The organism is Modestobacter sp. NPDC049651, assembly GCF_040659695.1.
In the GTDB taxonomy this organism is placed as follows: Bacteria; Actinomycetota; Actinomycetes; order Mycobacteriales; family Geodermatophilaceae; genus Modestobacter.
This window is the reverse complement of sequence record NZ_JBFAOG010000005.1, coordinates 274944-286773: the sequence shown is the minus strand read 5'-3', so window position 1 is coordinate 286773 and position 11830 is coordinate 274944. Positions and strand designations below refer to the sequence as shown.

Here is an 11830-nt window from a genome sequence, read left to right as displayed (position 1 = left end):
CGCGGCGCCCGGCCGACGGCGACCAGCCCGGCCACCAGCAGCGCCAGCGCGGCCGGCAGCAGCCAGGAGACCTGGCCGCCGATCTCGGCGGTGAACAGCCGGGAGAGACCGGTCTCGCCCCAGGTGCCGCCACCACCGGCACCGCCGCCGCCGACGCTGCCGGTCTCGTCGCCGGTCAGCCGGCCCAGGCCGTTGTAGCCCCAGATGAGCTCCCACACCGAGTTGGTCTGCGACCCGCCGATGTAGGGCCGTGACGACGCCGGCACCAGCTCGACGACCGCCACCCACCAGCCGCCGGCGACCACCAGGGCGGCGCCGGCCACCAGCAGGTCGCGGATCCGCCGGCCCAGCGAGGCGGGGGCGGCGACCAGGTACACCAGCGCGAAGCCGGGGACGACGAGCACCGCCTGCAGCGTCTTGGTGAGGAACGCGAAGCCGAGGAGCACGCCGACGCCGACCAGCCAGCGCAGCGAGGCCCGCTCCGTGGCCCGCATCGTGGCGTAGGCCGCGAGGCTCATCAGCAGCACGAGCAGCGCGTCCGGGTTGTCGAACCTGAACATCAGCGCCGCGACGGGGGTCAGCGCCATCGCCGCGCCCGCGAGCAGCCCGGCTCCGGCACCGACGACCCGGCGCACCGCCAGGTACACGACGCCGACGGTCGCGACGCCCATCAGCGCCTCGGGCACCAGCAGCGACCACGGGTTCAGCCCGAAGATGCGCGCGGAGACCTCCATGACCCACAGCGAGGCCGGCGGCTTGTCGACGGTGATCGAGTTGCCGGCGTCCGAGGAGCCGTAGAAGAACGCCTCCCAGCTCTGCGTCCCGGCCTGCACGGCGGCCGCGTAGAAGGAGTTGGACCAGCCCGACGCCCCGAGGTCCCAGAGGTAGAGCAGCCCGGTGCCGGCCAGCAGCGCCAGCAGGGCAGGACGCACCCACCCGGGGTCGCCGGCGCGGCCGCGCACCAGGCGGCGGGCCCGGGACGGCCGGGCGGGTGCGGCCGGGGGCGGGGCCCAGGTGGTGGGCGGGTTCTGGACAGTGGTCATCGGGAGGTCTCCATCGCCGGGACGGCGGGGTCAGGGACGGGGGTGGTGCGGTCGGGGCCGCGGCGGGCGCGGAACACCCAGCCGCGGAGGAGCAGGAAGCGCAGCAGCGTCGCCGCCGCGTTGGCGGCCAGCAGCAGGGCGAGCTCGGGGAGCCGGCCGGGGTGCGGGGTGGCCGCGTGCAGGGCGGCGAGCGAGCCGCTGGTCAGCAGCAAGCCGAGGGTGAAGACCACGAGCCCCTGCAGCTGGGCGCGGCCGGCGCCGGGGCCCCCGCGGATGCCGAAGGTGACCCGGCGGTTGACCGCGGTGTTGGCGACCGCGGTCACCAGCAGGGCCAGCAGGTTCGCCGGCTGGGCGCCCGTGCCCTGCCGCAGCAGGAGGAAGAGCACCAGGTAGGCCAGCGTGGAGGCGACGCCGATGACGGCGAACCGGACCAGCTGGCCGACCAGGCCCGGTGGCACGCCGGGCACCGGGTCGGTCAGCGGGCCGCGCCCCAACTGGGCCCGCAGCTCCGCGGTGGGCAGCCGGCCGCGGGCGAAGGCGCGCAGCATCCGGACGATCCCGGCGACGTCGGCCGTCGCCGTCCGGACGATGTCGACCCGGCTGTCGGGGTCGTCGACCCAGTCGACGGGGACCTCGTGGATGCGCAGCCCGCTGCGCTCGGCGAGCACCAGCAGCTCGGTGTCGAAGAACCAGCCGGTGTCCTCGACCAGCGGCAGCAGCCGGGCGGCGACGTCGGCGCGGACGGCCTTGAACCCGCACTGGGCGTCGGACAGCCGGGTGGCCAGCGTGCCGCGCAGCAGCAGGTTGTAGCCGCGGCTGATCAGCTCCCGCTTGGCGCCGCGCACCACCCGGGACGACCGGGCCAGCCGGGTGCCGATCGCCAGGTCGGAGTGGCCGCTGATCAGCGGGGCGACCAGTGGCAGCAGGGCGTCGAGGTCGGTGGACAGGTCGACGTCCATGTACACCAGCACCGGGGCGTCGCTGCCCAGCCAGGCGGTGCGCAGCGCGCGCCCGCGGCCGGCCTCGGGCAGCACGAGCACCTCGGTGCCGGGCAGCTCCGCGGCGACCCGGTGGGCGACCGCGACGGTGCCGTCGGTGCTGGCGTTCTCGGCGACGGTGATGCGGAACGGGTAGGGGAGCTGGGCGCGCAGGTGCTCGTGCAGCCGGCGGAGGCACGGCTCGAGGTCCCGCTCCTCGTTGTGGACGGGGATCACCACGTCGACCACCGGTGCGCCCGGTGAGGTCGCGGGGCGCGCGGTGGTGCTCTCGGTCAACGGCGGCATGGGGGGAGCGTCGGGCGCTCCGCTGGCGGCGTTCTCTGCCCCGGCTGCGCGCCGACTGTGAGCGTGCCGGCCCTGGCGTGGCTTCCGTCTCAGCGGACGACCGGTTGCCCGGGCCACCGGGTCGGGTAGGCCCCGGGCCATGAGAGCAGCGGGAGTGACCGAGTTCGGTGGGCCGGAGGCCCTGCACCTGATCGACGTGCCGCAGGAGCCGCTGGGCCCGGGGCAGGTGCGGGTGCAGGTGACCGCGGCGACGGTGAACCCGACCGACACCTACGCGCGCAACGGCACCTACCAGCAGCGCGACCCGGTCAAGGAGTTCCCGTACGTACCGGGCATGGACGTCGCCGGGGTGCTCGCCGAGGTCGGGGAGGGGGTGCAGCTGGACATCGCCGTCGGCGAGCACGTGATGGGCGTCGTGGTGCCCACCGGCGCGCACGGCGGCTACCGGGAGGACATCGTGCTGCCCGCCGGGTCGATCGCCCGGGTGCCGGCCGGGGCCAGCGACGTGGCGGCGTCGACGCTGCCGATGAACGGGCTCACCGCCCGGCTGGCGCTGGACCGGATGGACCTGCAGCCCGGCCAGGTGCTCGCGGTGACCGGTGCGGCCGGCGCGTTCGGTGGCTACGTCGTCCAGCTGGCCAAGGCCGCCGGGCTGACCGTCGTCGCCGACGCGTCGGAGGCCGACGAGGCGCTGGTGCGCGAGCTCGGCGCGGACGTGGTGGTGCGCCGCGGCGACGACGTGGCGCAGCGGATCCGCGAGCAGTACCCCGACGGCGTCGACGGGCTGGCCGACGGCGCGGTCCAGGACGCGAAGGTGCTGCCCGCGGTCAAGGACGGCGGTGCGGTCGCGACCGTGCGCGGCTACCAGGGCGACGGCGAGCGCGGGCTGAAGGTGCACCCGGTGCTCGTCCGCGAGTACTCCGAGCGGGCCGACGAGCTGGACGGGCTGCGCCGGGCGGTCGACGACGGCCTGCTGACCCTGCGGGTGGCGCAGACCTTCCCGGCCGCCGACGCGGCCGAGGCGCACCGCCGCCTCGAGGCCGGCGGCGTGCGCGGCCGCCTCGTGCTGACCTTCTAGCCGACCTGCGGCCGCCACCCGGACGGGGTGGCGGCCGCAGGTGGTCAGCGGGTCCGGCGGGCGGCCAGCGGCAGGTAGACGGCCAGGCCCATGAGCAGCATCGCCAGCGGCACGTGGACGACGACCGCCCCGGTGCTGCCGCCGTCGAGGGAGTACCCCAGCACCAGCTCGACGACCAGCAGCACGGCGAGCAGCAGCGTGCCGATCAGCGCCGGCCGGTTGTGCCGCATCCAGACCAGCGCCGCGACCGCGGCGAGCACGCCGAGCAGCACGGTCGTCTCACCGGCGTGCTGGTGGATCGAGACCCAGGTGCCCTGGTCGCCGGGCCGGAGGAAGAGGCCGGCCCAGAGCCCCTGCAGCAGCACGCCGAGGGAGGTCAGCCCCACCAGGGCGCTGTAGGCGGGGTGCGGTCGGGTGGTCGGGGCGGGTGCCCGTTCGGTGGAGGCCATGCCGGGAGTCTGCCCCAGCCGGTTTCCCCGGCCGCACCGTCGGGCACGACCCGCAGCGGCCGGGACCCCGGTCGCTGGCACGGCCGACGACGAGGTGGTCATGACCGATACGACGGCGTCCCCGGGCACCCGGGCGACCGAACCGCCCCGGCTCAACCACCTGCTGGTGCTCACCGCGCTGGCCTCGGCGATCTCCGGCTTCCTCTACGGCTACGACACCGGCATCGTCTCCGGCGCGCTGCTGCAGATCCGCCGCGACTTCGACACCGGCAGCGGCATGGAGCAGCTCATCGCCGCGAGCATCCTCATCGGCGCGGTCATCGGCGCGCTGGTCGGCAGCCGGCTGTCGGAGGCCTGGGGCCGGCACCGCACGATCCTGCTGATCGCCGCCGTCTTCGTCGTCGGCACGCTGGCCAGCAGCCTGGCGCCGTCCGCCGTCCTGCTCTGCGCGGCCCGGGTGGTGCTCGGCTTCGCCGTCGGCGCGGCCACCCAGACGGTGCCGATGTTCGTCGCCGAGCTGTCGCCGGCGCAGTGGCGCGGCCGGCTGGTGCTCACCTTCCAGGTGGCGATCGGCGTCGGCATCCTGGTCTCGACGATCGTGGGCGCGACCGGGGCGTTCTCCTGGCGGTGGATGGTCGGCATGGCCGCCGTGCCGGCCGCCGTCCTGTTCGCGCTGATGGTGCCGCTGCCGGAGAGCCCGCGGTGGCTGGTGAAGGTCGACCGGCTCGACGACGCCCGGAAGAACCTCGAGCGGGTGCGCACCGGTGGTGACCTGGAGGGCGAGCTGCGCGAGATCCAGGACGTCGAGGAGCAGGAGCGCACCTCGCCGACCCGCGGCTGGTCGGGCCTGCGCAAGCCGTGGGTGCGCCCGGCGCTGGTGGTGGGCTGCGGCATCGCGCTGTTCACCCAGCTCAGCGGCATCGAGATGATCATCTACTACACGCCGACGATCCTCACCGACGTCGGCTTCACCGAGCACGGGGCGCTGCTGGCCAGCGTCGCGCTGGCGGTCACCTACCTGGTGATGATGCTGGTCGGCTTCGCGATCATCGACCGGGTCGGCCGCCGGCGGCTGACGCTGGTGATGGTGCCCGGTGCTGCGACGGCGCTGTTCGTGCTGGGCCTGGTGTTCGTCATCGGCGGCGACAACGCCGACACCGCCTGGCTGCTGATCACCTGCCTGATCGTGTTCATGTTCTTCAACGCCGGCGGCCTGCAGTTGATGGGCTGGCTGACCGGCTCGGAGATCTACCCGCTGCCGGTGCGCGGTGCCGGCACGGCGGTGCAGTCGGCGGTGCTGTGGGGGAGCAACACGGTCATCACGCTGACGCTGCTCACGATGATCAACGCGATCGGCGTCGGTCCGAGCATGTGGGTGTACGCCGCGTTCAACGTGATCGCCTGGGTGTTCGTCCTCCGCCGGTTCCCGGAGATGACCGGGCTCAGCCTCGAGGACATCGAGCGGTCGCTGCGCAAGGGCGAGTTCCGGCCGGGTGAGGTGCACGCCAGCAGCGGGACCCGGGCGGCCGCCGGCGCCTGACCGTCAGCGACGCCGGCCGACCAGCACCAGGACGAGCGCCACTGCGGCCAGCGCCGCGCCGGTCAGCGCCACCACCGCCGGATCGGCGACCAGCAGACCGCCGAGCAGCCCGCCTCCGGCGATGCCGACGTTGGTGGTCGCGTTGGTCAGCCCCGGTGCGGCGTCGCCGGCGTCCGGGGCCGCGCGCCGGGCCGCGGTCTGCAGCAGCGTGGGCTGCGCGCCGAACGCCACGCCCCACACCACCACGGCGACGACGACCAGCGCGGTCGCGGTGCCGGACAGCCCGATCGCGCCCAGCGTGAGCACGACGAGCAGGGCTGCCCCGACCAGCGCCGGGCGCGGGACGCGGTCGGCCAGCGCGCCGGCCAGCACCAGCCCGAGCGCGCCCGCGGCGCCGTAGCCGAACAGCACCAGGCTGACGTGGTCCTCGGCCACGCCGGCCGCCCGCAGGATCGGCGAGACGTAGGTGAACGCGGTGTAGTGCCCGAGGGTGAGCACCACGCTGATGACGGCGACCAGCAGCACCGGGCCGCGCCGCAGCACCTGGCGCACGGGCGCGGGCGCGCCGGCCGCCGGCGGGGGAGCGGCCGGCAGGAGCAGCGTCGCGAGCACGGCCAGCAGCAGCAGGACGGCGGCGATGCCGGCGACCGCCCAGCGCCAGCCGACCGCGGTGCCCAGCGCCGTGCCGGCCGGCACCCCGGCGGTGAAGGCGATCGTCACCCCGGCGAAGACCAGGGCGGTGACCCGGCCGGCGCGGGCGGGGGAGACCAGGCTGAGCGCGGCGCCGATGGCGACGGAGAAGAACCCGGCGTGCGCGAGCCCGGCCAGCAGCCGGGACACCAGGGCGATCCGGTAGTCGTCGGTGACGGCGAAGACGGCGTTGCCCGCCGCGTAGAGCACGAGCAGCGCGGCCAGGGCGCCGCGCCGCGGCCACCGGCTCAGCAGCGCGGTCAGCGGCAGCGAGCCGATCGCCACCACGACGGCGTAGCCGCTGACCAGCAGCCCGACCCGGGACTCGCTTGTGCCCAGGTCGCGGGCGATCATCGGCAGCAGGCCGACCGGCAGCGTCTCGGCGGTGACGGCGGCGAAGGTGGCCAGCGTCAGGACCGCGAGCGCGGCGGGGACCCGGGCTCCTCCGCGCGGGGGAGCCGGCGTGGTGGTCGGCGCGGCTGCGGTCACCGGGCCATTAAACTCCGACTCAGAGCAATTGGGGAGGTGGACGCGTGGACACGTTGCCGGACCGTGCGGTCGCGATGCTGGCCGCCGTCCACGCGCACCCCGGGCGCACCCGCGCGGAGGTGAGCCGGCAGCTGGGCATCGGCACCGGCGGGGCCACCGAGGTGGTCGGCCGGCTCGTCGCCGCGCGGCTGCTCGCCGAGGGCCCGGTGGCGCCGGCGGGCGGGCGAGGCCGGCCGACGCGGCAGCTGACCGCGCACCCGGAGGGGCCGCTGGTGCTGGCCGCGGTGATCACCCACGAGGACTGGCGGGTCGACGCCGTCGAGCTCGGTGGCGCCTCGGTCGGCAGCCGCACCGCCCGGCACGCCGGGGAGCCGGCCGACGTCGTCCTCGCCGGGCTGCGCAGCGCGGTGGCCGACCTGCGCGACCGGTTCGGCGGCCGGGTGCGCGGGCTGGGCGTGGCCGCGCCCGGCATCGTGCTCGACGAGCGCCGGCTCGACGCGACCAGCCTGGGCTGGACCGACGTCGACCTGTGGTCGCTGGCGCCGCCGGGCGAGTTGGTCGTCGCCGACAACGACGCCACGCTGGCCGCGGTCGCGGAGGCCCGGCGGGGTGCGGCGGGCGGCGCGGCGTCCGCGCTGCACCTGCTGGTGGAGGTCGGCCTGGGCGGCGCGCTGGTCGAGGGCGGCCGGCTGGTCGGCGGTGCGCGCGGCGCGGCGGGGGAGTTCGGGCACCTGCCGATGGGCGATCCGGCGGTGCGCTGCGCCTGCGGTGCGCTCGGCTGCTGGGGCACCGCGGTCGACGGCGGGGCGCTGGCCCGGGCGCTGGGCGAGCCGCCGCCCGCCGACCCGGTGACCTACGCCCGCCAGGTGCTCGCGCGCCGGGACGACGCAGCCCGGGCGGCGGTCGCAGGGGTCGCGGCCGCGCTCGGGCGGGGCGTGGCCGGCCTGGTCAACGCCCTGGACCCGGCGGTCGTCACCCTCGGCGGGCTGGCCGCCGACCTGCTCGCCGCGGCGCCGGACGCGGTCGACACCGCCTGCCGCGCCGGGCTGATGCGCTGGCGCGGCGGCACCCCGCCGCCGGTGGTGGCCGCCCGGCTCGCTGACGACGGACCGCTCACCGGTGCCGCCGAGCGGGTGTGGGACCGCTGGTGGGAGCTGCTGCGCCGGTGAGCCACCGGCGACGTGGTGCGGATCTCACACCCGGCTCCTAGGTTGCCTGCATGAGACGTTCCGTGCTCGCTTCGACAGTCGCGCTCGCGGGGATCCTGCCGCTGGTCGCGGCCACGCCCGCCGTCGCCGCACCCGCCCCGGGCAGCACGTCGGGCGGCGACCCGTACTTCCCGGCGGCCGGCAACGGCGGCTACGACGTCCGGCACTACGGGCTGGGGCTGGCCTACGAGCCGGGCACCGGCCGGCTCGACGGCACCGCGGTGATCACCCTGACCGCCACCACGGACCTGAGCAGTTTCAGCCTCGACCTGCGCGGCCTCGCGGTCGCGAAGGTCCTGGTCGACGGACGGAAGGCCGCCTTCACCCAGACGTCCGCGGCCGACGGGCGCGGCGGCGAGCTCGTGGTGCAGGCCCGGCTCGCGGCGCGCAGCACGCACCGGGTCACCGTCGTCTACGGCGGGGTGCCGGGGCGGCCGACCGACATCGGCGGCGAGCTGTACGGCTGGGTGAGCACCCCGGACGGTGCGCTGGTGGCCAACGAGCCGGAGGGTGCCTCCACCTGGTTCCCGGTCAACGACGTGCCGGGTGACAAGGCCACGTACGACTTCGTCATCTCCGTGCCGGCCGGGAAGACGGCGGTCGCCAACGGTGAGCTGGTCGGCCGGCCGGTCACCGCACACGGCCGCACGGTCTGGACCTGGCACGCGAAGGACCCGATGGCCAGCTACCTGGCCACGGCGTCGATCGGCGACTTCGAGCTGACCACCCAGACCGGCCCGCGCGGGCTGCCGATCAACGACTTCGTCGACCGCGACCTCGCCGGCGACGAGCGCGCCACCGCCCAGGCGTCGCTGGCGCAGGAGCCGGAGATGGTGGCGTTCCTCGAGACGGTCTACGGGCGCTACCCGTTCACCTCGTTCGGCTCGATCGTCGACGACGACAGCGTCGGGTACGCGCTGGAGACGCAGACGAAGCCGGTCTACTCGGGCGCGCCGGACGCCTCGACGGTGCTGCACGAGCTGGCCCACCAGTGGGTCGGCGACAGCGTCACCCCGGCGCGGTGGGCGGACATCTGGCTCAACGAGGGGCTCGCGACCTTCAGCGAGTGGCTGTGGGCCGAGCACACCGGCACCGGCAGGCTGCAGGAGTCCTTCGACGCGGTCATGGCGACCCCGGCCGACGACGAGTTCTGGCAGGTCGCGCCGGCCGACCCGGGAGCGGCCGACCTGTTCGCCGACGCCACCTACAACCGGGGGGCGGCGGCGCTGTACGCGCTGCGCGGCGAGATCGGGGAGCAGGCGTTCGGCACGCTGCTGCGCCGGTGGGCCACCGAGCACCGGTACGGCACGGTGACGACGGCGGACTTCACCGCGCTCGCCGAGCGGGTGAGCCACCGGGACCTGGACGACTTCTTCCGGACCTGGCTCTACACCCCGGCCAAGCCGACCACCTGGTGACCCCGTCTCCCTCGCGCGGGTGATCGTTGGCGGGCAACTCGGTTGCGCGCTGCCGGACGCGGGGACCGGTGACGATGCCGGCCACCAGGGGCCGGCACCGTCGGAAGGCTCCCCATGCGCACCCGCCTGCTCCTCGTCACCGCCGTCACCGGGCTCGCCCTCGGGCTGACCGGCTGCGCGTCCGGTGGGGACGCCGCGTCCGGGCAGGAGGCGCGCAACGCCGCGGCGCAGCAGCTGGCCGCCGCGCAGCGGGCGACGCTGGTGCCGGTCGCCGCGCGGATCGAGGCGCTCGGCCGGTCGGGGGAGGAGACCGCGGAACTGGACGCCTACCGCGCGCTGGCCCGGTCGGTGGCGGCGGCGGGCTCCGCGAGCGACGTCCGCGCGCTCGTCGCCGGCTCCGGGCTGGCGCTGGGCCGGTCAGCCGGCGACGTCCCCGCCGCCGGCTGAGCCGGGGTGCTCAGGAGCGGAGCCACTCCAGCAGGTCGGCGTTGATCGTCGCCGCCTCCGTGGTGGGCATCCCGTGCGGGAAGCCCGGGTAGGACTTCAGCGTGCCGTTCTGCACCAGCTCGGCCGACAGCGGGCCGGAGTCGGCGTAGGGGACGACCTGGTCGTCCTCGCCGTGCATGACCAGCACCGGCACCGTGATCTTCTTCAGGTCGTCGGTGAAGTCGGTCTGGGAGAAGGCGACGACGCCGTCGTAGTGGGCCTTCGCGCCGCCCATCATCCCCTGGCGCCACCAGTTCTGGATGACGGCCTCCTGCGGCTCGACGCCGTCCCGGTTGAAGCCGTAGAACGCCGTCGCGGGCAGGTCGCGGTAGAAGTTCGACCGGTTGGTGGCCACCTGCTCCTGGATGCCGTCGAAGACGCTCTTGGGCAGCCCGCCGGGGTTGGCCTCGGTCTGCACCATGATCGGCGGGACGGCGCTGATGAGGACGGCGCGGGCGACGCGCTCCTCGCCGTGGCGGGCGATGTAGTGCACGACCTCGCCGCCGCCGGTGGAGTGGCCGACGTGGATGGCGTCGTGCAGGTCCAGGTGCGCGGTGAGCGCGGCCAGGTCGTCGGCGTAGTGGTCCATGTCGTGGCCGTCGGCGACCTGGGTGGAGCGGCCGTGGCCGCGCCGGTCGTGGGCGATGACCCGGTAGCCCTGGGCCAGGAAGAACATCAGCTGGGCGTCCCAGTCGTCGGCCGACAGCGGCCAGCCGTGGCTGAAGACGATCGGCTGACCGGTGCCCCAGTCCTTGTAGAAGATCTCGACGCCGTCGGTCGTGGTGATCGTGGGCATGGTCTGCCTCCGTGGTGGTGCGGATGAGCGGATGGTGGATCGGACGCCGGGCGCCGCACATCGCCACGGTGCGATCCGGGTGCGGGCCGGGTCGTGATCATCCTGGCCGCACAGGCGGGAGGGGTGTCAAGGACTCCCGGCGTCCTCCCAGGAGACCGTGGCATTTCACGGAGTGAGAACACCTCTGCTCCACCGGGGCGTCACGGTGGTGCCATCACCTGGTCACGTCCGTGCCGAACAGGAGAGCCCGATGACCGAGCAGACGACGATCGACCCCGCCGCGGTGGACGCCGCGCTGCAGCAGTTCCGCGAGGTGCTCGCCTCCGACGGCTACCTGCTGCGCTGGACTCCGGCCGAGGCCGCGCAGGTGGTCGTGCACGTCGAGGCGGGCCCGGACGCGTGCGCCGACTGCCTGGTGCCGCTCCCGGTGATGGAGGCGATCATGAACGACGCGCTGGAGCAGACCCCGTACTCCGTCGACCACGTCGTGCTCCCCAGCTCGCACTGACGGTGCCGCCGGCACGGCAGGATGACCGGGTGACGGTCGACCCTCCCGCGGACCCGGGCACGCCCCGCCCCGCCCGCTCGGTGGTCGACCGCACCCTGGCCGTGATCGGCACGTTCTCCGGCGGCCGGGTGCGCCAGTCGCTGGCCGACATCGCCCGCCGGTCGGAGATCCCGGTGCCGACGGCGTACCGGATCGTCAAGCGGCTGACCGAGTGGGGCGCGCTGGAGCGCGACGAGGACGGCAAGTACCGGATCGGGCTGCGGCTGTGGGAGGTCGCCTCGCTCGCGCCCCGGTCGATGGGGCTGCAGCGGCTGGCCCGTCCCTACCTGCAGGACCTGTACGAGACGACGCACGGCACGGTGCAGCTGGCCATCCGCGAGGGCACCGAGCTGGTGAGCATCGAGCGGCTGGAGCACCCGCGGCACAAGCCGCCCCGCCCGCGGGTCGGCGGCCGGTACCCGCTGCACGCGACGGCGATCGGGCTGGTGCTGCTCGCGCACGCGCCCGAGGACGTGCGCGCCGAGGTGCTCGCCGGGCCGCTGCGCCGGTACACCCCGCGCAGCCTCGTGGAGCCCGCCGAGCTGCTGCGGGTGCTCGCCGACGTGCGCGAGCGCGGCTGGGCGGTCAGCGACCGTCAGGTGGACGACGAGTACGTCGGCGTGGCCGCGCCGGTGGTCGGCGCCGGGGGAGCGGTGGTGGCCGCCGTCTCGCTGGTGTTCCGGCACGGCGACGCCACGGCGCCGACGATGGTGCACCCGGTGCGGGTGACGGCGAAGGCGATCTCCCGGGCGCTGTCGGACGCCGGCGACCCGACCGTGAACCCCGGCTCCTGGGCCTGACCG

At 75.3% G+C, this 11830-nt stretch carries 12 protein-coding genes; 7 read left to right on the top strand and 5 right to left on the bottom strand.

What is annotated here, in order from left to right; genetic code table 11:
• Together AB0J00_RS10405 and AB0J00_RS10400 are read right to left on the bottom strand one after the other, a co-directional pair.
• Window positions 1-1043: glycosyltransferase family 39 protein (locus AB0J00_RS10405; protein WP_357743775.1), on the bottom strand; the 1043-nt coding region annotated here is incomplete at its 3' end.
• Window positions 1040-2326, bottom strand: coding sequence for a dolichyl-phosphate beta-glucosyltransferase (locus AB0J00_RS10400; RefSeq protein ID WP_357743773.1), 1287 nt, complete (start codon window positions 2324-2326; stop codon window positions 1040-1042). The genes AB0J00_RS10405 and AB0J00_RS10400, both read right to left, overlap by 4 nt.
• Window positions 2327-2480: 154 nt before the next feature.
• Between AB0J00_RS10400 and AB0J00_RS10395 the strand changes: the two genes are divergently transcribed.
• A complete protein-coding gene (locus AB0J00_RS10395) occupies window positions 2481-3404 on the top strand; it encodes an NADP-dependent oxidoreductase (protein ID WP_357743771.1) in 924 nt (307 codons plus the stop codon).
• Window positions 3405-3448: 44 nt separating this feature from the next.
• Here the strand turns inward: AB0J00_RS10395 and AB0J00_RS10390 are convergent, their stop codons facing one another.
• Window positions 3449-3853, bottom strand: a complete 405-nt coding sequence (locus AB0J00_RS10390) for a hypothetical protein (RefSeq protein WP_357743769.1) — start codon at window positions 3851-3853, stop codon at window positions 3449-3451.
• A 100-nt stretch (window positions 3854-3953) separates the two neighbouring features.
• On the opposite strand from AB0J00_RS10390, the gene AB0J00_RS10385 reads away from it, so the two are divergent.
• The gene (locus AB0J00_RS10385; protein ID WP_357743767.1) at window positions 3954-5393 is read left to right on the top strand and encodes a sugar porter family MFS transporter; all 1440 of its coding nucleotides are present in this window, start codon (window positions 3954-3956) and stop codon (window positions 5391-5393) included.
• 3 nt (window positions 5394-5396) lie between these two features.
• Here AB0J00_RS10385 and AB0J00_RS10380 read toward each other — a convergent pair whose 3' ends face one another.
• The gene (locus AB0J00_RS10380; protein ID WP_357743765.1) at window positions 5397-6572 is read right to left on the bottom strand and encodes an MFS transporter; all 1176 of its coding nucleotides are present in this window, start codon (window positions 6570-6572) and stop codon (window positions 5397-5399) included.
• Window positions 6573-6616: 44 nt separating this feature from the next.
• Between AB0J00_RS10380 and AB0J00_RS10375 the strand changes: the two genes are divergently transcribed.
• From AB0J00_RS10375 to AB0J00_RS10365, 3 genes are all read left to right on the top strand, one after another.
• Window positions 6617-7741, top strand: coding sequence for an ROK family transcriptional regulator (locus AB0J00_RS10375; protein ID WP_357743763.1), 1125 nt, complete (start codon window positions 6617-6619; stop codon window positions 7739-7741).
• Between the two features lie 62 nt (window positions 7742-7803).
• Entirely contained in the window at window positions 7804-9198 is a 1395-nt protein-coding gene (locus AB0J00_RS10370) for a M1 family metallopeptidase (RefSeq protein WP_357743761.1), read from the top strand.
• A gap of 114 nt (window positions 9199-9312) precedes the next feature.
• Entirely contained in the window at window positions 9313-9645 is a 333-nt protein-coding gene (locus AB0J00_RS10365) for a hypothetical protein (protein WP_357743759.1), read from the top strand.
• Between the two features lie 10 nt (window positions 9646-9655).
• Here AB0J00_RS10365 and AB0J00_RS10360 read toward each other — a convergent pair whose 3' ends face one another.
• A complete protein-coding gene (locus tag AB0J00_RS10360; protein WP_357743757.1) occupies window positions 9656-10480 on the bottom strand; it encodes an alpha/beta hydrolase in 825 nt (274 codons plus the stop codon).
• Between the two features lie 250 nt (window positions 10481-10730).
• Between AB0J00_RS10360 and AB0J00_RS10355 the strand changes: the two genes are divergently transcribed.
• Together AB0J00_RS10355 and AB0J00_RS10350 are read left to right on the top strand one after the other, a co-directional pair.
• A complete protein-coding gene (locus tag AB0J00_RS10355) occupies window positions 10731-10988 on the top strand; it encodes a hypothetical protein (protein WP_357743755.1) in 258 nt (85 codons plus the stop codon).
• Between the two features lie 29 nt (window positions 10989-11017).
• Window positions 11018-11827, top strand: a complete 810-nt coding sequence (locus AB0J00_RS10350) for an IclR family transcriptional regulator (protein WP_357743753.1) — start codon at window positions 11018-11020, stop codon at window positions 11825-11827.
• Window positions 11828-11830: the final 3 nt, after the last annotated feature.

What these genes read in the sequence shown, in the direction of transcription:
- AB0J00_RS10400 (WP_357743773.1), bottom strand. Translation starts at nt 2,326, where the DNA reads ATGCCGCCGTTGACCGAGAGCACCACCGCGCGCCCCGCGACCTCACCG.
- AB0J00_RS10390 (WP_357743769.1), bottom strand. Translation starts at nt 3,853, where the DNA reads ATGGCCTCCACCGAACGGGCACCCGCCCCGACCACCCGACCGCACCCC.
- AB0J00_RS10385 (WP_357743767.1), top strand. Translation starts at nt 3,954, where the DNA reads ATGACCGATACGACGGCGTCCCCGGGCACCCGGGCGACCGAACCGCCC.
- AB0J00_RS10365 (WP_357743759.1), top strand. Translation starts at nt 9,313, where the DNA reads ATGCGCACCCGCCTGCTCCTCGTCACCGCCGTCACCGGGCTCGCCCTC.
- AB0J00_RS10360 (WP_357743757.1), bottom strand. Translation starts at nt 10,480, where the DNA reads ATGCCCACGATCACCACGACCGACGGCGTCGAGATCTTCTACAAGGAC.
- AB0J00_RS10355 (WP_357743755.1), top strand. Translation starts at nt 10,731, where the DNA reads ATGACCGAGCAGACGACGATCGACCCCGCCGCGGTGGACGCCGCGCTG.